26 protein-coding genes are annotated in these 18,983 nt (G+C 37.9%); 17 read left to right on the forward strand and 9 right to left on the reverse strand.

The annotated features are described in order from the left end of the window. Positions 1 to 31: 31 nt before the first annotated feature. A complete protein-coding gene (locus tag H0173_RS11240) occupies positions 32 to 229 on the reverse strand; it encodes a YqzH family protein (protein ID WP_221846615.1) in 198 nt (65 codons plus the stop codon). A 210-nt stretch (positions 230 to 439) separates the two neighbouring features. Here H0173_RS11240 and H0173_RS11245 point away from each other — a divergent pair, with 210 nt between their 5' ends. Further along, positions 440 to 1,699 (forward strand): Y-family DNA polymerase, encoded by a 1,260-nt coding sequence (locus H0173_RS11245; RefSeq protein ID WP_221846616.1) that lies wholly within the window; start codon positions 440 to 442, stop codon positions 1,697 to 1,699. Positions 1,700 to 1,718: 19 nt separating this feature from the next. Then, the gene (locus H0173_RS11250) at positions 1,719 to 2,051 is read left to right on the forward strand and encodes a YolD-like family protein (RefSeq protein ID WP_221846617.1); all 333 of its coding nucleotides are present in this window, start codon (positions 1,719 to 1,721) and stop codon (positions 2,049 to 2,051) included. A 67-nt stretch (positions 2,052 to 2,118) separates the two neighbouring features. On the opposite strand, the gene H0173_RS11255 is transcribed toward H0173_RS11250, so the two are convergent. After that, a complete protein-coding gene (locus H0173_RS11255; RefSeq protein WP_221846618.1) occupies positions 2,119 to 3,591 on the reverse strand; it encodes an amino acid permease in 1,473 nt (490 codons plus the stop codon). A gap of 419 nt (positions 3,592 to 4,010) precedes the next feature. Here H0173_RS11255 and H0173_RS11260 point away from each other — a divergent pair, with 419 nt between their 5' ends. Then, positions 4,011 to 4,172, forward strand: a complete 162-nt coding sequence (locus tag H0173_RS11260) for a hypothetical protein (RefSeq protein WP_221846619.1) — start codon at positions 4,011 to 4,013, stop codon at positions 4,170 to 4,172. Positions 4,173 to 4,201: 29 nt separating this feature from the next. Here H0173_RS11260 and H0173_RS11265 read toward each other — a convergent pair whose 3' ends face one another. Continuing rightward, positions 4,202 to 4,414 (reverse strand): CDGSH iron-sulfur domain-containing protein, encoded by a 213-nt coding sequence (locus H0173_RS11265; RefSeq protein WP_221846620.1) that lies wholly within the window; start codon positions 4,412 to 4,414, stop codon positions 4,202 to 4,204. A gap of 133 nt (positions 4,415 to 4,547) precedes the next feature. On the opposite strand from H0173_RS11265, the gene H0173_RS11270 reads away from it, so the two are divergent. From H0173_RS11270 to H0173_RS11280, 3 genes are all read left to right on the forward strand, one after another. Next, positions 4,548 to 4,877, forward strand: a complete 330-nt coding sequence (locus H0173_RS11270; RefSeq protein ID WP_221846621.1) for an iron-sulfur cluster biosynthesis family protein — start codon at positions 4,548 to 4,550, stop codon at positions 4,875 to 4,877. Between the two features lie 210 nt (positions 4,878 to 5,087). Next, the gene (locus H0173_RS11275; protein ID WP_221846622.1) at positions 5,088 to 5,822 is read left to right on the forward strand and encodes a polysaccharide deacetylase family protein; all 735 of its coding nucleotides are present in this window, start codon (positions 5,088 to 5,090) and stop codon (positions 5,820 to 5,822) included. A gap of 136 nt (positions 5,823 to 5,958) precedes the next feature. After that, positions 5,959 to 6,480 (forward strand): hypothetical protein, encoded by a 522-nt coding sequence (locus tag H0173_RS11280; protein ID WP_260631144.1) that lies wholly within the window; start codon positions 5,959 to 5,961, stop codon positions 6,478 to 6,480. A gap of 18 nt (positions 6,481 to 6,498) precedes the next feature. Here the strand turns inward: H0173_RS11280 and H0173_RS11285 are convergent, their stop codons facing one another. From H0173_RS11285 to H0173_RS11290, 3 genes are all read right to left on the reverse strand, one after another. After that, on the reverse strand, positions 6,499 to 7,434 hold the full coding sequence (locus H0173_RS11285) for an alpha/beta hydrolase (RefSeq protein WP_221846860.1): 936 nt from the start codon (positions 7,432 to 7,434) through the stop codon (positions 6,499 to 6,501). 106 nt (positions 7,435 to 7,540) lie between these two features. Further along, the gene (locus H0173_RS22280; protein WP_260631145.1) at positions 7,541 to 7,672 is read right to left on the reverse strand and encodes a hypothetical protein; all 132 of its coding nucleotides are present in this window, start codon (positions 7,670 to 7,672) and stop codon (positions 7,541 to 7,543) included. Positions 7,673 to 7,734: 62 nt separating this feature from the next. Continuing rightward, positions 7,735 to 8,652 (reverse strand): hydroxymethylglutaryl-CoA lyase, encoded by a 918-nt coding sequence (locus tag H0173_RS11290; RefSeq protein ID WP_221846623.1) that lies wholly within the window; start codon positions 8,650 to 8,652, stop codon positions 7,735 to 7,737. A gap of 219 nt (positions 8,653 to 8,871) precedes the next feature. Between H0173_RS11290 and H0173_RS11295 the strand changes: the two genes are divergently transcribed. From H0173_RS11295 to H0173_RS11315, 5 genes are all read left to right on the forward strand, one after another. Beyond that, positions 8,872 to 10,059 carry an acetyl-CoA C-acetyltransferase gene (locus H0173_RS11295; protein WP_221846624.1) on the forward strand — a complete coding sequence of 396 codons (1,188 nt, stop codon included), beginning with the start codon at positions 8,872 to 8,874 and terminating at the stop codon, positions 10,057 to 10,059. 67 nt (positions 10,060 to 10,126) lie between these two features. Next, positions 10,127 to 10,816: a CoA transferase subunit A gene (locus H0173_RS11300; protein WP_221846625.1), complete on the forward strand. Its 690-nt coding sequence runs from the start codon at positions 10,127 to 10,129 to the stop codon at positions 10,814 to 10,816. Positions 10,817 to 10,837: 21 nt separating this feature from the next. Continuing rightward, positions 10,838 to 11,506, forward strand: coding sequence for a CoA transferase subunit B (locus H0173_RS11305; protein WP_221846626.1), 669 nt, complete (start codon positions 10,838 to 10,840; stop codon positions 11,504 to 11,506). Between the two features lie 60 nt (positions 11,507 to 11,566). Continuing rightward, positions 11,567 to 11,938: a VOC family protein gene (locus H0173_RS11310; protein WP_221846627.1), complete on the forward strand. Its 372-nt coding sequence runs from the start codon at positions 11,567 to 11,569 to the stop codon at positions 11,936 to 11,938. Positions 11,939 to 11,993: 55 nt separating this feature from the next. Further along, positions 11,994 to 12,239, forward strand: a complete 246-nt coding sequence (locus H0173_RS11315) for a YqkE family protein (RefSeq protein ID WP_221846628.1) — start codon at positions 11,994 to 11,996, stop codon at positions 12,237 to 12,239. Positions 12,240 to 12,272: 33 nt separating this feature from the next. Here H0173_RS11315 and H0173_RS11320 read toward each other — a convergent pair whose 3' ends face one another. After that, positions 12,273 to 13,184 (reverse strand): aldo/keto reductase, encoded by a 912-nt coding sequence (locus tag H0173_RS11320; protein ID WP_221846629.1) that lies wholly within the window; start codon positions 13,182 to 13,184, stop codon positions 12,273 to 12,275. A 388-nt stretch (positions 13,185 to 13,572) separates the two neighbouring features. After that, positions 13,573 to 13,725, reverse strand: coding sequence for a Z-ring formation inhibitor MciZ (mciZ, locus tag H0173_RS11325; RefSeq protein WP_221846630.1), 153 nt, complete (start codon positions 13,723 to 13,725; stop codon positions 13,573 to 13,575). A gap of 76 nt (positions 13,726 to 13,801) precedes the next feature. Here mciZ and H0173_RS11330 point away from each other — a divergent pair, with 76 nt between their 5' ends. Both H0173_RS11330 and H0173_RS11335 read left to right on the forward strand, forming a co-directional pair. Next, positions 13,802 to 14,353 (forward strand): NUDIX hydrolase, encoded by a 552-nt coding sequence (locus H0173_RS11330; protein ID WP_221846631.1) that lies wholly within the window; start codon positions 13,802 to 13,804, stop codon positions 14,351 to 14,353. Between the two features lies 1 nt (position 14,354). After that, positions 14,355 to 15,518, forward strand: a complete 1,164-nt coding sequence (locus tag H0173_RS11335) for an endonuclease Q family protein (protein ID WP_221846632.1) — start codon at positions 14,355 to 14,357, stop codon at positions 15,516 to 15,518. Between the two features lie 55 nt (positions 15,519 to 15,573). Here H0173_RS11335 and H0173_RS11340 read toward each other — a convergent pair whose 3' ends face one another. Then, on the reverse strand, positions 15,574 to 15,978 hold the full coding sequence (locus tag H0173_RS11340) for a GNAT family N-acetyltransferase (RefSeq protein WP_313770631.1): 405 nt from the start codon (positions 15,976 to 15,978) through the stop codon (positions 15,574 to 15,576). Between the two features lie 325 nt (positions 15,979 to 16,303). On the opposite strand from H0173_RS11340, the gene spoIIM reads away from it, so the two are divergent. The 4 genes from spoIIM to xerD all read left to right on the forward strand — a co-directional run bounded on the left by spoIIM (position 16,304) and on the right by xerD (position 18,807). After that, on the forward strand, positions 16,304 to 16,942 hold the full coding sequence (gene spoIIM, locus H0173_RS11345) for a stage II sporulation protein M (RefSeq protein WP_221846633.1): 639 nt from the start codon (positions 16,304 to 16,306) through the stop codon (positions 16,940 to 16,942). Positions 16,943 to 17,068: 126 nt separating this feature from the next. Beyond that, positions 17,069 to 17,536, forward strand: coding sequence for a ferric iron uptake transcriptional regulator (fur, locus tag H0173_RS11350; RefSeq protein ID WP_221846634.1), 468 nt, complete (start codon positions 17,069 to 17,071; stop codon positions 17,534 to 17,536). Positions 17,537 to 17,675: 139 nt separating this feature from the next. Further along, positions 17,676 to 17,906, forward strand: a complete 231-nt coding sequence (locus tag H0173_RS11355; RefSeq protein ID WP_221846635.1) for a YqzK family protein — start codon at positions 17,676 to 17,678, stop codon at positions 17,904 to 17,906. Positions 17,907 to 17,913: 7 nt separating this feature from the next. Next, complete coding sequence (gene xerD, locus H0173_RS11360; protein ID WP_221846636.1) at positions 17,914 to 18,807, forward strand: site-specific tyrosine recombinase XerD; 894 nt, start codon at positions 17,914 to 17,916, stop codon at positions 18,805 to 18,807. Positions 18,808 to 18,983: the final 176 nt, after the last annotated feature.

The raw sequence follows: 18,983 nt of genomic DNA on the forward strand, positions 1-18,983 counted from the left end.
CTTCACTTGCTTTTTTTGTACTATTTTTTACCTAAAAATAAGGTGAATTCGTTATATACCCATAAACGACATCATTCACAATATCATGCAAATGAGTCTCTTTTTCCTCGTATTTCATCTTGTTTATTTTATTATACATTTCTTCGAATTCTGGACTATCGATTGAAATTGTATCATTGTATTGCTTTAAGCAGTTTTGAATCATTTTATAAATGAAGGTTCTGTCCATTCTTCATTGCCTCCTCTTGTCGATTATACGCTTTAAAATGACAAGACACACTGGAAAAGTCCCCTTTTTTAAGAAATTAGTCGTTAAATTTCCATTGAAAACGAACGTATATTCGCTTAATATAATGGGTATACATAATTAAGAACTAGTGTTCTTGTTTTAAAACCAGCTTCGCTGCCTAACAGTACTGCATTCTAGGAGGATAAGGCCATGATTGATTACAGCATGCTCCCAAGCAATCAAATAATGTGCATCGATATGAAGAGCTTTTATGCGAGCTGTTCCGCTGTGATGGAAGGGCTGGATCCTCTTGACTGCTATCTTGTTGTGGCCGGAAATCATGAGAGGAAGGGCAGTGTTGTTCTTGCGGCATCACCAAAGATGAAAAAAGAGTTCGGCATCAAGACAGGAAACAGGCTTTATGAAGTGCCGAATGATCCTCGGATTATTGTAGCCGAACCGAAAATGGCCACTTATTTAAGAGTATCAACCGAAATTACCCGTGTGTTTAATCGATTCGTCCCGAAAGAGGCTATCCATACGTACAGTGTGGATGAGAGTTTTGTTAAGGTGGATGGAGCTGTCAAGCTTTGGGGGGATGCTACCACGATTGCTCGTAAAATACGGGATGATATTGAGCGCGAATTTCAGCTTCCTTGTGCTATTGGCATTGGTCCAAATATGCTGCTGGCAAAGCTCTGTCTTGATCTGGAAGCGAAGAAATCAGGGATTGCCCAGTGGACTTATGAGGATGTACGCACGAAATTATGGCCTGTTTCCCCATTAAGAGAAATGTGGGGAATTGGGCGCCGAGTTGAAAAGACGCTGAATGGCATGGGGATTTTTACAGTTGGGCAGCTGGCAAATTATGATTTAGAGAAGCTAGAGAAGAAATTCGGCATTATGGGCAACCAGCTGTACCATCATGCTTGGGGGATTGATCTGTCCGAAATTGGTGCACCCATTATCGAGGGACAAATTAGTTTCGGGAAAAGCCAAATTTTACTTAGAGATTATAAAGAAGAGCATGAAATTAAGGCAGTCATCCTTGAAATGTGCGAGGAAGTGGCAAGAAGAGCACGTACCCATCGGAAGGCGGGAAGAACGATCAGCTTTGGTCTCGGCTATAGCCAAGATGAATTAGGCGGAGGATTCTACCGTTCGAAAACGATTGATGAGCCTACAAATATAACAATGGATATCTATCGTGTATGTATACAGCTGTTTCATAAGTTCTATTCGGGAAAAACAGTCCGGCAAATTTCTATGTCTATCGGCAATCTGATTGATGATAATGAAATGCAGCTCAATCTTTTTGATCGGAATGGCTGGAGGAAGAAAGAGCTTGGCTATACAGTTGACCATATTCGATCGAAATTCGGGGCTAGTGCTCTGTTGAGAGCCGTTTCCTATACAAAGGCGGGGACTGCTAAGCATCGTGCAACATTAGTCGGAGGCCACAAAATGTAATGCAAAGGGAGGGGACGTAATGATTCGGGATCGTGGCAGAATAAAATGGACATCTATGATGCTCCCGGAGCATGTGAAATTATTAAGGGACTGGACGAAGGAAGATAGGTATGACCCAAAACGGGAATTGGATGAGCAAATGCTGGAAAATATGAACGAGACCATTTCAGAGGCTATGGAGTATGGAAAGGTCGTGGCTATTAGCCACTATCACTATAAAAATTATGAGCTTGTTATAGGAAATATCCATTTTTGGGACGAAATAAATCAGAAACTGCATGTTATTGATCGCTTTGAGGAGGTGCATCGGATTAGCATTTCGGATATTGCAGATGTGCGGTTTACGGATTAAATTGCTCTTTCTTTTAGTCGATATAAAAAACGGACAACTTAAAATTAAAGTTGTCCGCAAGTCTAAATTATTTTTTATCAAAATCAAACTCACATTCCTCAAGAGGAACGACTTTCGTTTTCTTAATAAATTTATAGCCGAACCATAAGATAAGGAAAAGCGGAATGCCCATATATGCAGCAACAACACTGCCCCAATCAATTTTGTCAGCAAGGAATGCCTGGAAGTTTTGCGCTAAAATAACAATTAAGCCAATAAGAATCGCGAAAATCGGTCCAAATGGATACCATTTTGCCCGATATGGGAGCTCATCCAAAGAATGGCCTTGAGCAAGGAAAGCTTTACGGAAACGATAATGACTGATGGAAATACCAAGCCAGAAGATAAAGCCAGTAATCCCGATCGAATTCATTAACCAAATATAGACTATTCCATCTCCGAAGATAGAAGAGAAGAAAGCAAGCATCCCGATCACGCAAGTTAAAATAGTAGCTGCAACAGGAACACCGCGTTTATTAAGCTTAGCAAAAATTTTCGGAGCCTGTCCTTCTTTAGCCATAGAAAACAGCATCCGTGTAGCTGCATAAAGACTTGAATTTCCTGCGGATAAAACAGCAGTTAAAATAACAGCATTCATAAGAGAAGCGGCAAATGCAAGGCCAGCCTTCTTAAATACAAGTGTGAATGGACTCACCATTACATCATCACTTTGTAAATTTGGATTTGTATACGGAATAATCAGTCCAATGATAGCGATCGCTAAAACGTAAAAGAGCAAAATTCTCCAGAAAACACTTTTAATCGCTTTTGGAACGTTTTTAGCAGGGTCTTCACTTTCACCAGCGGCAACACCAACAATTTCAGTTCCTTGGAAAGAAAAACCGGCAGCAACGAACACGATAAATACACCAAGGAAACCGCCTGAAAATGGTGCATCATCAATGGTAAAGTTTTTAAATCCAATGACTTCTCCGCCCATAATCCCAAAAATCATTAAGAGACCAACAATAATAAAAATGATAACTGCAGATACTTTAATAAAAGAGAACCAATATTCTCCTTCCCCATATCCCTTAACAGATAAATAATTTAAAAAGAAGATTAAAAGTAAAAATCCTAAGCTCCATAAAAGGGATGGGCTATTAGGAAACCAGAATTTCATAATCATTGTTGAGGCCGTTAATTCAGCTGCTATTGTCATAGCCCAGTTAAACCAATACGTCCACCCTAAAGCGAAACCAAATGCAGGGTCAACAAATTTAGTTCCATACGTACTAAATGCACCACTTGTCGGCATAAATGCAGACAGTTCCCCTAAACTTGTCATAACGAAGAAAACCATTGCACCGACTAAGGCGTAAGCGAGTAAAGCACCGCCTGGACCAGCTGTATGAATGGCTGCACCGCTTCCTAGAAATAGCCCGGTTCCGATCGCTCCTCCAATGGAGATCATTGTTAAATGTCGTGCTTTTAAACCTTTTTGCAATTTATTCTCCCCGTGCTCATGGAGAACGTCATTATTTTTTTGCGGTAATGCCATTACTTTCAGTCCTTTCATTCATAAGGTATGGATGTGCGCAGACAAATAAATGTAAACGCTATCTATTGAGAGATAAAATAGTTAACTATAATAATTTCATTTCGAACATTATTATAGTGGTAAATTGATTTTACAAGAAACATAAGAATCTGAATAGTTTTTTTTGAAAAAAATAATGAATTTTTCAACAGAATTATAGGTTTAAATGTCTATATATAGAGGTTTTGAGAAATGGTTACAAATATGTTTATTGATTGGGAGAATATTTCGAAAAAATAACTGAATGTTATCGAAATGATCTTTTGTTATATTAGAATATTAAAGGAGTGAAGAGGTTCATCGGATTGGGGATAATGGAAAATAATAAAAAGGCTAGAATATCTGACTGGAAGCAACTTAATAAGAGGAGGTGTATGCAAATGCCAAGAGGAAAAGAACTTGAACAGCTTCCTATGTCAAATATTGCTCCAGGTGCGGGAGATGACAGCAGCCCAATGGATAGAGAGGTTTTGTGGGGAATGACTGAAGAGCAGGCAGTGGCTCCAGCAAAGGTTGGTAGGGAAAAGAAAAAACGGGGTTGAGAGCCCCGTTTTAAAACTGTGATTAAATCTTATTCTTCTTCAGCTTTTGGTGCACGGACGACAGATTCAAATTTTCCTTTATGAGTTCCGTCGCAAAATGGTGCTTTACTAGACATACCACAGCGGCAAAGCGAGAAGGTCTGCTTTGTTTCAAATTGATTTCCCTCTGCATCAATTAGCTCTACATCGCCTGTAATACGGTAAGAACCGTTATCATTTACTTTAATCGTTACTTTAGTCATTTTATCCACCCTTTCTCAAAATTGCCACATTTACTATCCATATTATTCGGTTAAGCACCAAAAAGCAAATAAAGCAGTTCATATTAAGTATGGTACAATTAAGAAAATAATGACAGTAAGGGGTAATGGTAATATGAACATTACAATTACAGAAGGAGCAGCTGCAAAAATAAGAGAGCGAATGGATGGCAAAAGCGGCTTCTTGAAGCTAAAATACGATACCGATAACTGTGGATGTGTTGTATGTGGAGTATCCGCCCTTTGGCTAGTAGGTGACCTAGACGAAGATGATCGGGAAATCAAAACAAATGAAGGCAGTATTTATATTGAAAAGTCAAAGGAAGTTTTTTTCGATGACAACATGAAAATAGATTTCTCTGAAAAAGCAAACTGCTTCCAATTAAAAAGTCCGAATCAATACTTAAATCCACGAATGAGTTTTTATGATAAAACAGTTCAATAAAACAGCACATAAAAAGTGAAACTTTTGATAGAGCTACTTCTCTATTGATAAAGTTTCCTTTTTTTACTTTCTGAAATATTTGAATTTTGACTATACAGAAGAAATCTTTGAAAATGGAATACAGTGCAAAGATATGATTCGACTATCGCAAGATTTATAACGCTATTTTTAGGAATACTAAAACGTAAGAATAGATAAAGCGGGGGTATTATGAAAAAGACTGCGCTGTTTTTTCTAAGTATTCTTATCTTAAGTATTCCTTCACAAGTTATGGCAGGACAAAAAATACCGATATTAGTATACCATTCGATCGACGAGTTTCAGGGCCATGGTTCTAAAGAGCTATATGTAACGCCAAAGAATTTTGAGGATCAAATGATTTATTTACGAGATCATGGCTACACCCTATTAACTTTTGAGCGGTGGCAAGACATTCATAAAGTGAACAAACCTATATTCATTACCTTTGATGACGGCTATAAAAATAATTTGAATGCATGGACGATCTTTCAGAAGATCGAGACTGAACGTTTTAAACCTGCTGGAACACTTTTTGTCATTTCGGATTTTATTGGCCGCCCAAATCGGTTATCGCCATCCGACTTGAAAAGAATGGCTGATTCAAATTTTTTCTCCATTCAGTCACATACTGCTACACACCCAGATTTAATGAAAGTAACAAATTATGAATTTGAACTAAACGGGTCGAAGGATAAGATTGAAAGTATAACCGGCAAGCCAGTTATCGCTTTATCGTATCCGTACGGAAATTTCAATAGCAAAGTTGTGGCAGAAGTAAAGAAGTACTATCAGTTTGGACTTACTACTACTCCTGAACTATACTCTAAAACAAATAACGCAAATGAATTGTATTTATTACCAAGAATTTATATTAAATATTCAACGAATCTTGAAGAATTTGCAAAAATTGTAGAAGGCATTTGAAGGCAGTTACTGTAAGGGTAATTGCTTTTTTATTTTGGTTTATTGGTTAATTTTACCTAAAAATATAGATTTAGTCATGATTTATTAAATTTGCACATTAAATGATAAGGATGCAGAAGAACGGAGGGGAGCAAAAGTGAATTCAAGGTGGATTCCTTCTCTTATCTTTGTAATCCTTATGTTATTATCGGCTTGCTCCAGGTTAACCATCGAAGAGGTAATTGAAAAAGATATTCCATTTAATGTGAAAGAAGTTATTCACAAGGAAAAGGTGAAGGATGGGGTCATTCTTCTATACCTGACGGAACAGAAGAATAATCACGGTATTTTTGATACAGTAACAGTCGCATTTTTAAAAGGTAATGCCAGGGACGGCTGGAAAAACGCCGGGCATAATCATTGGGAGCATGCTGAAAGCGATTGGATTACCGTATATAAGGATGTATTCTATGAATACAACAAAAAGGGTATGTTGGAAAATTACCTTCCCGTCATTTACGGAAAAGTTGAAAATGATAATGTTCGATTTGTTAATGTTTTGGGAGAAGAAGAAAAGCTTGAAAAAGCCTATATAATTGAAAAAGATAGTGGCCGATATTTTATAAAAATAGGTAATTATGAACTAGTGCGAGGGGAAATGAAAAACAGATGGAAATAGATTTCGCTAAGAAAAGGCCTAACAATCAGGCCTTTTAAATTTATCATTTGGATAAACAAATTCATTTAAAAACTCATCAATTGCTTTTTCATACTCTTCACGATTTTCGTTCAAAGATTGTGCGTGAACGCCATGGGACGCAATATAAAGTTTTTTGGGTCCCTTTTTTCGGTCATATAAATCCTGGGACATGGAAGGCAAAATATAATCATCCTTTTCGCTGTGAATAAAAAGAATTGGCTTTTGAATATTTTCAATAACTGCGATTGGGGAAACTTGTTTAATGGAGTATTTTTCCCGCAAGCGTAAAAAGAAGTCAGCGATAGGAAGGATTAGTGCAGGCGGTAATTTTATATCTGATTTTATTCGATAGGAGAGCAGTTCTTTAAAATCTGAAAATGGACAATCTGCAATATAAAAATCGGCACCATCCTCTAAGAGGCCAGCATACAGCAGCATTGTCGCAGCTCCCATTGATTCACCATGAATCCCAAGCAATAGATCTGCTCCTTTTTCTTTGCGGAGCCAGTCAACAATCGCTTTTAGGTCGAATTTTTCATAGTGCCCAAAGCTAGTCGTCTTACCGCCGGACTCTCCGTGACGGCGATGATCGTAAATCACTGTATTGAAGCCGCGCTCTAAAAAAAGATTCATATATTTTATAGAATTCATTTTATTTTCAGTTACGCCATGTGCAATGATGATGTAGCGGTTATTTTCATAGGGCTCTGTAATGACGGTTTTAAGTGAATAGCCAAAAGGAGAAGGAATAAGAACTTCCGATTTTGGCAAACTTTCATATTTAATTGGATTAAGGCGTCCGGCTTCTTTTTCCCGGTCAATAATAAATTGAGCCTCTTTTTTCTTCATATACATTAGTCGATTTGTGAAATAAATTCCGATAGATGACAAAAAGAGAAAGAAGGATAGTAAGTATCGGGCATAGCGAAGCAGTCTTTTCAAGTTCATCCCCCTAGCAGTCTTTTTCTTTATTTTACCATTTTAGAGAAATATAAAACCAATTTTTTGTTTAATACGCAAAAAGCCGCTAAAGAGCGGCTCATTGTTTTGAATTTTGACTTTTTGTAGGATGGATCGCTTTTTCTAATTCTTCTGCTGCAATGACATTGTTAACAGTATCACTATTCGGTTTCCCTTTTTGACTATGGCCTTTATCACGTTTTTGGCTCATGAATGCATCCCCCTTAAAATGTGTATTGCTACACCTAATAAGATGGATAAAGAAGGTCTAGTTTATTCATGATTGACAATACGTTCGGCATTAAGCTGATAATAAGAACTATTGATCGGCCGTGATAAATGAGGTTCAACAATCTTAATCGCTTGAACTAATTTTTCCAGATCGATATTTGTTTCGATTCCCATTCGATCAAGCAAATACACCACATCTTCTGTGGCAGCATTTCCTGCAGCTCCAGGAGCAAATGGACAGCCGCCCAGCCCCCCAGCAGATGTATCAAAACGGTCAATGCCAGCTTGTAATGCCGCAAAAATATTCGTCAGCGCCATCTTTCGTGTATCATGAAAATGTGCTGTCAGCAAAACTTTCGGAAACTCTTTTTTCAAAGTGCTAAAGAGAGAAAAGGATTCATGGGGTGCTGCCATACCGATTGTATCAGCAACACTTAATTCATCCACACCAGCTTCTACAAACTTTTGGCATAAACTTACTGTATCCTCTGGATTGATTTTGCCCTCATATGGACAATAGAAGGCTGTTGAAATACAGGCACGGACAAAATATTCCTTATCCTTAAGCTCTGTAATAATCGGAGTAAGCTCATCCATACTCTCCTGTGTTGTTTTATTTATATTTTTTTTGTTAAATGTATTACTGACACCAACAAAGATAGCAACAGCCTTGCAGTTTGTCGAATAAACTCTGTCAATTCCTTTGCGATTAGGAGCAAGTACAATGTTTCGTACATGTTCATCAAGACAGTTTGACGTAATTTCCGCAGCATCTCCCATTTGCGGGACCCATTTTGGCGATACGAAGGAGGTTAATTCCATTTCTGTTATTCCTGCTTGTTTTAAGCCATGGATGAAAGCCTTTTTAATATCAGTCGGCACAAATGCTTTCTCATTTTGAAGGCCATCACGCGGTCCAACCTCGATGATTGTTACTTTTTTAGGCATATGAAGCGTCATGTTTCCCTCTCCAATCTCATAGTTTAGTATAAATACAGTAGCATCTTTGATCATGTATTCGTTTCCAATTTAAGTTAGCCCTGATGCTCTATTTTTTCTTTATTTTAGTGTGATTGCAATTCTGAAAGCAAGAATTATATAAATTTTGACAAAATTAAAGGATTTTTGCACAATTTCTCGAAAAATAATATAAAGAGATGGTAAGAAAGGATGATAAGGATGTCAAAAACAGAAGTAGTCATTGTCAGCGCTGTCCGCACTGCGATAGGAAATTTTAATGGAAGCTTAAAAGATGTATCCGCTCCTGAGCTTGGAGCAATTGTAATAAAGGGAGCGCTAGAAAAAGCAGGAGTAAAGCCTGAGCAGGTAGATGAGGTTATTCTTGGGAATGTATTGCAGGCAGGGCTTGGACAGAACCCAGCTAGACAAGCAGCTATCAAAGCGGGTATTCCTGAAAGCGTTTCCTCGATGACGATTAATAAAGTATGCGGCTCTGGTCTGAAAGCTGTTCATTTAGCAACACAGGCGATTTTAGCAGGTGATGCGGAAATTGTTGTCGCTGGCGGAATGGAGAATATGAGTCAGGCACCTTACATATTAAAAAATGCACGAAATGGCTTTAAAATGGGGAATCAGCAGCTTCTAGATACGTTGATCTCTGATGGTCTAACATGTGCATTTAATGATTATCATATGGGCATAACAGCAGAGAATCTGTGTGATAAATATGGTTTAACGAGAGAAGAACAGGATGAGTTTGCAGCTGCAAGTCAGACTAAGGCGGCAAGCGCGATAGAGGAAGGCAAGTTCAAGGATGAGATTGTTCCGGTCGAAATTCCGCAAAGAAAAGGCGAACCAATCATTTTTGACACAGACGAATATCCAAAAAAGGGAACAACAGCAGAAAAATTAGCCTCCCTAAGACCAGCATTTAAAAAGGAAGGAAGCGTGACAGCTGGAAATGCTTCAGGAATTAATGACGGTGCAGCAGTATTAATCTTAATGAGCAGTCAAAAGGCAGATGAACTAGGAATTCAGCCTTTAGTTTCTATAAAAGGGAATGCAAGTGCAGGTGTAGATCCAAGCATTATGGGAATTGGACCTGTGAATGCAGTAAAAAAAGTGCTTGAAAAATCTGCAGTCTCCATGGAGGAAATCGAGCTGATCGAAGCAAATGAGGCATTTGCAGCACAATCAATAGCAGTAGATAGAGAGCTTAATTTTAATAAAGATATTCTGAATGTAAATGGAGGAGCGATTGCACTAGGCCATCCAATTGGGGCAAGCGGTGCGAGGATCCTTGTAACATTGATCCATGAAATGAAAAAACGCCAAGCGAAAAAAGGGCTTGCAACCTTATGTATAGGCGGAGGACAAGGCGTTGCAACTGTTGTTGAGCTTGTTTAATACTCACGTTAAATGATGGCCTAAGCATGGTTGAATGAAACGTTCTCAAATGAGAGGGGAGATTAGCGTGAAAAAAATTAGTACTTCCTTTAATGAGGCAGTAAAGGATATTCATGATGGTGCAGTTATTATGGTTGGGGGATTCGGACTATGCGGCATCCCAGAAAATTTAATAATAGCTTTGGTCGAGAAGGGTATTAAAGATTTAACGGTTATCTCAAATAACTGTGGCGTAGACGACTGGGGTTTAGGTTTGTTATTAAAAAACAAGCAGATTAAGAAAATGATCGGTTCCTATGTAGGAGAAAACAAGGAATTCGAAAGACAGGTTCTTGCTGGAGAAATTGAAGTTGAGCTTCTGCCGCAAGGAACACTTGCAGAGAAAATTCGTGCTGGCGGTGCAGGAATTCCAGCATTTTATACACCTGCAGGAGTAGGAACCCCTGTTGCGGAAGGTAAAGAAACTAGGTTATTTAACGGGAAGGAATATTTGCTTGAAGAGGCACTTGTTGCAGATTTCAGTTTAGTGAGGGCATGGAAAGGTGATAAAATGGGCAATCTCGTTTATCACAAAACAGCTAGAAACTTTAATCCGATGGTAGCTGCAGCTGGAAAAGTTACAATTGCAGAAGTGGAAAATCTGTGCGAAATTGGTGAGCTGGATCCGAATACTATTCATACGCCTAGTATTTATGTCCAAATGCTAATAGAAGGCAAACAAGAAAAACGGATTGAAAGACTCACATTAGCAAGATAATCGACAGGAAGGAGAATCGCCATGAGTAACGATAAAGTGTCAGTTCGTGAGAAAATTGCGCGGCGGGCTGAAAAGGAAATTGAAAATGGCTTTTATGTTAATTTAGGTATTGGTATGCCAACACTTGTCGCCAACTATATTTCGGGTGATAAACAGGTGGTGCTTCAATCTGAGAATGGCCTGCTTGGCATCGGTCCTTACCCTGTTAAAGAGGAAGTGGATCCTGATTTAATAAATGCTGGAAAAGAAACAGTTACGGCCATTCCTGGTGCTGCTTACTTTGATAGTGCCGAGTCTTTTGCGATGATTCGTGGGGGGCATGTGAATATTGCTATTTTGGGAGGAATGGAAGTCTCTGAAAATGGCGATCTGGCAAACTGGATGATTCCTGGAAAAATGATAAAGGGCATGGGCGGAGCAATGGATCTTGTTCATGGTGCAGGTAAAATTATCGTCATTATGGATCATACGAATAAAAACGGAGAATCCAAGATTCTTAAACAATGCACGCTTCCATTAACAGGAAAAGCAGTTGTAGATCGAATTATCACTGAGCGTGCCGTCATTGACGTTACTGATTCTGGGCTGAAGCTTGTCGAGGTTGCAAAGGGCTATACAGTTGAAGAAGTTATTGGAGCAACAGAAGCTTCACTACAAGTTGACGAGCATGTGCTGACAGACGCTTATTAATTTTTGATGAGCACAGTTGAAAATGACTGTGCTTTTCCTCATTAAAGGAGAGAACATACAATGACATTTAGATTTAAAAGTATAGATCATATTCAATTAGCGGCTCCGAGCGGATGCGAAGAGCAGGCAAGAAAATTTTTTGGCAAAATCCTTGGCTTAGAAGAAATTCCTAAACCGGAAAATCTTCAAAAGCGAGGAGGCTGCTGGTTTAAATGCGGAAACCAAGAAATTCATATTGGTGTACAAGCAGATTTTACTCCAGCGAAAAAAGCACATCCGGGCTTGGTTGTAGAAAATCTTGAGGAGCTTCGGAACCTATTAGAAAATGAAGGTTATAAAATTAAAGAAGAACCGCCGATAGATGGAAGAAATCGCTTTTTTGTGGATGATCCTTTCGGCAACAGAATAGAATTCCTGGAGTTTTTAATCTAGCAGAACTAAAATATGATATAATTGGTGACAAATTTTATTTTACGAGGCGATTTTGATGAAGAAAAACAAGCAGCATTCCCAGCCTAAAAAGGAAGATCAGCCAATTACACTTGGAGATATGCTCAATCAGGAATTAATGGCCAAATTGAAAAATACAAAACAGGAATTAAAGGCAGCAGAGGATAAGAAAATTGAAGAGGAAGAACAGAGAAAACGAGAAGAAAGACGTTTAAGGGAAAAGAATAAAAGCTTTGAAGAATTACTTGGTGAAAGTAATCTTAATTGGAAGGACTATAAATAATGAAAAAATCGCTTAATCTAAGCGATTTTTTCATTATTTATGCTGATCATATACATTTGCTTTTGTAATTGATTGAATGAGGGACAGCTCATCCTTAGATAGGGACTTACCTTGAACAGCCTTCGCATTTTCCTTCACTTGCGCAATGCTGCTGGCACCAGCAATGACTGACGAAACGGCTGAATTCGCTAAATTATACTGTAGCGCAATTTCTGTCATGGAGCGTTCATGGGAAAGTTTTTCTCTCAATAGTGGAATCATTTCCTGCAGTTCGTTCAATTTGTAATCTTGATAGCCTTTCTCCGATGCTTTCTCCAGCATTTTCTCACTAAGCAATCCTTTTGCAAGCGGACCTCGCGTCACAGCTGAAATGCCATGCTGCTCTAAGAGAGGAAGAACTTCCTCTTCTGGCCGGCGATCTAGCATACTATATTGGATCATAACAGAAACAATATTTGATTTGTTTACATATTCTCTTATAACATTAGGACGAATAGATGAAATCCCATAATATCGAATCAAACCTTCTTTTTTGAGCTCATCAAACGCTTCAATTGTTTCATCAATCGGGTCTTCGATTGTTCCTCCATGCAGCTGGTATAAATCAATATAATCCGTACCAAGTCTGGATAAACTTGCCTTGACTGCTTCTTTAATATGCTTTTTGGAAGGATCCCAGTACCAGCTATCTTTGTTTTCGTTCCAGCGATTTCCGGCTTTCGTCGCTATAATCACTTTGTCTCTGACACTTTTTAATGCCTTCCCGACAATCTGCTCATTTTCGCCAAAATCATATAAGTCGGCTGTATCGAAGTAATTTATTCCTTCATCTAAAGCAGCATGAATAATTTCTTGAACTTTCATTGAATCTGTGCCAAGTGACATACAGCCAAGCCCTAATTCACTAACAAACAAATCTGAGCTTCCCAACTGTCTTTTTTTCATAAAAATAACCTCATTTTCCCTTTTTCTTTCTATCATAACGAAAGTAAAGAATAAATCACAACAAATGTACCTATCTTAAGTATGGAACTAAGTTTTAGTTATCAAATGTACCAAGGTGGACCAAACTTCTGCTTTTTACTGAAAAACATGCGGGTTTCTTAAGAAAAACACGTAACTTTCTGGATATATCGGCAAGTTTCCGGATATATCGGCGAGTTTCCGAATATATCGGCGAGTATCCGAATATATCGGTGAGTTTCCGGATATATCGGCGAGTTTCCGGATATATCGGCGAGTTTCCGGATATATCGGCGAGTATCCGAATATATCGGCGAGTTTCCAGATATATCGGTGAGTTTCCGAATATATCGGCGCTATTCCGGATATATCAGCGCCTTTCAGAATTTATCGGTGTACTCCTTTTCATTTCCACCCAATCTTTAACCAACTGATATTCTTTACTATATTCCTTTAATTTCTGTCGAATCTCCCATGCTTTCCCGACTAGTAAAACTCCCCTCTCATGAACATGTATCTTCATATCATACTCCCCCAATCAATGTATGATAATATGTATGAGTAAACTCAATCGGAATAGAACAGGAGTGACTGTATTCATGAGTCGCCTAGAAGAAAAGACACTTAATATAGAAAAGATATTTACAGGAAAGGTCATAAGCCTTCAAGTAGAAGATGTAGAGCTTCCAAATGGAAATAAGTCTAAGCGAGAAGTAGTAAAGCATCCTGGAGCAGTTGCAGTTCTTGCCCTAACAGACGATGGAAAAATTGTAATGGTTGAGCAGTACCGAAAAGCATTAGAAAAAACGATTGTAGAAATCCCGGCTGGCAAGCTAGAAGCAGGAGAAGATCCTAAGGATTGTGCAATGAGAGAGCTTGAGGAAGAAACGGGCTATGGCTGTGAAGAGATGGAATGGCTCATCTCCTTTTACACATCGCCAGGATTTGCCGATGAAATTATCCATTTATATATCGCAAAAGGCATTAAAAAGAAGGAGAACGCAGCATCACCAGATGAAGATGAATTTGTTAACCTGCTTGAGCTGACATTAGAAGAGGCAGAGCAATATATAAAGGATCAAAAAATCTATGATGCGAAAACGGCATTTGCTGTTCAATATTTGCAGCTGCAAAAGGTGATGAAAAAGTAGCATGAGAGATTATTATTCAGATTTGCATATTCATATTGGAAGAACAATGACAGGCAAGCCGGTTAAAATTACTGGAGCTAAATCACTTACGTTTACCAACATTATTGAACACGCGCGAAATGAAAAAGGTTTAAATATGATTGGAATCATTGATTGTCATTCACCAGAGGTTATTCTCGAAATCGCTCAGCTTATGGAAACTGGCGATGTAATTGAGCATCCAGAGGGCGGTTTACAATTCGGTGATTTAACGATTATTCCAGGCTCTGAGCTCGAAATATATGATGAACTCTGTCAAGGACCGATTCATGTCTTATGCTATTTTCCGACTTTATCGATTATGAAGGAATTCTCATCGTGGCTTTCAGATCATCTCAAAAATATTACTCTCAGCTCCCAGCGAATTTATGCTTCAGGGCGTGAATTACAATCAAAAGTAAAGGAGTTGGGAGGATTATTTATACCAGCTCATGTGTTTACTCCTTTTAAGAGTCTATACGGAAAAGGTGTTCATAAATCATTAGAGGAAGTATTTGATAAAAATCTGATTGATGGTATTGAACTTGGATTAAGCGCAGATACGGCAATGGCTGATCAAATTGGAGAGCTTCATAATTATTCGTTTCTCACGAATTCTGATGCTCATTCCTTAAAGAAAATTGCAAGGGAATATCATGTTCTTCATATGGAAGAGCCTTCATTTCTTGAATTAGAGAAAGCCTTGAAAAATAAAGAAGGACGAAAAATTACAGCTAATTATGGACTTGATCCGCTGCTTGGGAAATATCATCAAACAGTTTGTTCAGAATGCTTTGCCTCGTTTGATCCTGAACTGCACGAATGCAAAGAGTGTGGCAGTCTTAAATATATTAAAGGAGTAGCGGATAGAATTTCGGAATTAAAAACAGCTCACGAATCACCTCAGGGTCGTCCTCCTTATATACATCAAGTCCCGCTTGAATTTATTCCGGGGCTTGGACCAAAAATGCTTCAAAAGCTATTGGATCACTTTGGTACTGAGATGGCCATATTGCATAAAGTTCCTTTAGAAAAGCTCTCTGAAACTATTCCAGCTAAAATCGCTGAGCTTATTGTAAAGGCTCGCGATGGAAAATTGAGTTTGGCTGCAGGTGGCGGCGGAAAATACGGTAAAATCGCTGATTAATCCAAATAACTAGAGAAAAGACTGACAAACATGTTCAGTCTTTTTCTCATGTCAATTAATTCTCTTTCCGCCGCACTTTTGCAAACACACAGGTATCTCGCAGTTCTTTCCCATCAGTACTTAAATCATCATTAACTAAAATCCCCTCTATATGAAACCCTAATTTTTCCGGGATTTTTCTGCTGTTAACATTTTTTGGATCGCAACGAATTTCGATGCGGTTTGCTTCAAAATGATTAAACGTAAAATCGATTAAAGCAGTGACGGCTTCTGTTATATAGCCTTTCTTTTGCTGGCGAGAGTCGCACCAGTACCCGATTTCAAACTTGCGGATTTTCCAATTCATTCTGTGAAGACCAGTAGAGCCTATAAACTGATCATCCTCTTTTCGAAAAATATGAATCCGGAAATCCTCCCTTAATAAGAACTTAGCATGGGACTGACGAATGTTCGCTTCCACATCATCAATACTTTGCTCAATATTTGCAAAAGGAAGCCATGGCTTTAAATCCTCGATTGAGGCTTGATCGAGTCATAAACGAACTTACTGTCACCAGGCATACAAATCCGCAAATAAAGTCTTTCGGTTTCAATTCTGTCTGGAAAATTTATCAATATTGGATTCATCTCAAATGTTCCTCCTTTTACTAATTTTGACTATTATAATTCAAATTATCAAAAAATCAACTAAGTTTTTCTATTAACTTATAATCTATTAATTTTTGTCATATGAGTAAGGAACAAGCATACAATTTAGTAACAGAATGATTGCAGGAGGAAGAGCAATGAGAAAAAAAATATACCAGAACATCGCCGCAAACCATTTTCGCGAGCATTCCTCGATCTATTTATTTGTGACTGTTTTATTTCTGATGGGGGTTATCTTTGGAGCTGTAGTAGTAAATAGTTTAAGCTTTACACAAAAAGAAGATTTATTTTACTACCTTTCACAATTTTTTGGCCAAGTATCAAGTGATGAAGTGGCAACAGCTAATGATTTATTCAGACAAAGCTTTTTTCATAACATAAAGTTTATTGGTTTTATGTGTATTTTAGGTATTTCAATCATCGGTTTGCCTATTATTCTTATTTTGTTATTTATGAAAGGGATGGTTGTAGGGTTTACAGTTGGATTTTTAGTAAATCAAATGGGCTGGAATGGCTTCTTACTTTCCTTCGTTTCTGTGCTGCCGCAAAATTTGATTATAATTCCCATCTTTATTATCTCAGCAACGCTAGCCGTCTCTTTTTCGTTAAAAATGATTAGCAGGCAGTTTATGAAAAAAGTAGGTCCGCCGATTATGCCTTTGTTCGGAAGATATGTAATTTCGTTTGTTTTTTCGCTACTATTCATAGGTGTTGCAGCAGGCATTGAGGCATTTTTATCACCTATCTTAATGAAAACGGTAATAAATTCGTTCTAACGGATTAAAATGTATTGATTATTATTAAATAATCAATATAAATACTTAATTATAATAATTTTATTTTGAATCTACTCCTCAATCTGCTATAATGAGAATGTGTAAGTGGGCGAGGAGGACTTCGGAATGGAAAGCAGAATCGATAGAATTAAGAAGCAGTTGCATTCATCTAGCTATAAATTGACGCCTCAGCGCGAAGCAACCGTTCGCGTATTATTAGAACACGAAGAGGATCATTTAAGTGCAGAAGATGTCTACCTCCTAGTTAAAGAAAAATCGCCTGAGATAGGCTTAGCAACTGTATATAGAACACTTGAATTGCTAACAGAATTAAAAATTGTCGATAAAATCAACTTTGGTGATGGGGTATCTCGCTATGATCTTCGCCAAGAAGGGGCGGCACATTTCCATCATCATTTAGTTTGTATTGAATGTGGAGCAGTTGATGAAATTCAGGAAGATTTGCTCGAGGATGTTGAAGAAGTAGTAGAACGAAGATGGAACTTTAAAATTAAAGATCATCGTCTAACCTTCCATGGAATTTGCTATCGCTGTCACGATAAAGTAACAGAAGAAGAAAATAATAATGAATAAATAAAAGGAGGATCATTCAGAGCTATCTGAGTCATCCTCCTTTTCTATTTCAAGCATTGTCGGGTCTACTAAATTATAGGTATATTTCTTGTCCAAGTTGGCATACCCTTTACTATAAAGGTTTTGTGGGGGAAGTTATATGATATCTTGGCTAAAAATTGCATTTCAGACGATAAAAGTATTCGTGCTTTTCACGGGATGCACAATCCTTTTTTATTATGGTATTATGTGGTTAAATGAAGAGTATCAGGATTATCATCGATATGATGAGCCAAAGGGAGCAGCTGTAAAAGTTTCAGCTAGTACTAATAACAGCGGCCAATCAAACTGGTTGGATCGGTTAATTCTTTTTTATCTAAATGGGGAGTAGAGTCATCATGGAGGACGAGCTTAAAGATTTTATTCATTATTTAATCGTTGAAAAAGGTCTCGCCAAAAATACAATTGTGTCTTATGAAAGAGACTTAAAAAGTTATACAAAATATTTAAAAAAGATTGAAAAGCTAGCATCTCTAGATGAAGTTCAGCGTACACAAATCATCCACTTTCTTGGGTCTTTAAAGGATCAGGGAAAATCATCGAAAACAATGGCAAGACATGTTGCATCCATTCGAGCTTTCCATCAATTCCTTCTTCGTGAGAAAGTTGTTGAACATGACCCTTCCGTACATATTGAATCGCCGCAAATAGAAAGATCACTGCCCAAAGTGTTAAACATGCAAGAGGTAGAAATTTTATTAAATTCGCCAAAGGCAAATGATCACTTTAGTATACGCGATAAAGCAATGCTTGAGCTTCTCTATGCTACAGGAATTCGGGTAAGTGAACTAATTGGATTAAATATGGGCGATATTCATATAACGATGGGATTTATTAGATGTGTTGGTAAGGGAAATAAGGAGCGCATTGTCCCAATTGGAAGAACAGCAGCAGCTGCTTTGAACCTCTATTTACAAGAGGGAAGAAAGCGTTTTGTCTCAAAAAAATATCAGGATGAAGCCTTTTTCTTGAATCATCATGGAAAACGCTTAACAAGGCAAGGCTTTTGGAAAATATTGAAACGGCTTTCCGTAGAGGCTGGCATAGAAAAGGAATTGACCCCCCACACACTAAGGCATTCTTTTGCAACACATCTACTTGAAAATGGCGCTGATTTGCGTGCGGTTCAGGAAATGCTTGGCCATGCGGATATTTCGACAACACAAATTTATACGCATGTAACGAAAACTAGATTAAAAGATGTTTATAGCCAGTTTCATCCGAGAGCTTAATATGATCATATAAGTCAGAAAGCTGTCATAAATAATTGACAGCTTTTTCTTTTCTTTTATTTTCCTCTTATGTACAATATAGATGTCAGACTTCTGACTTATTCAAATAATAATTGTGATAATCATAAATTAGAAAGGGTATTCTTTAAATAGATAGGAAAATGATCATTAAAGAA

This window comes from Bacillus sp. S/N-304-OC-R1, from assembly GCF_019749375.1.
Lineage (GTDB): Bacteria > Bacillota > Bacilli > Bacillales > Cytobacillaceae > Cytobacillus.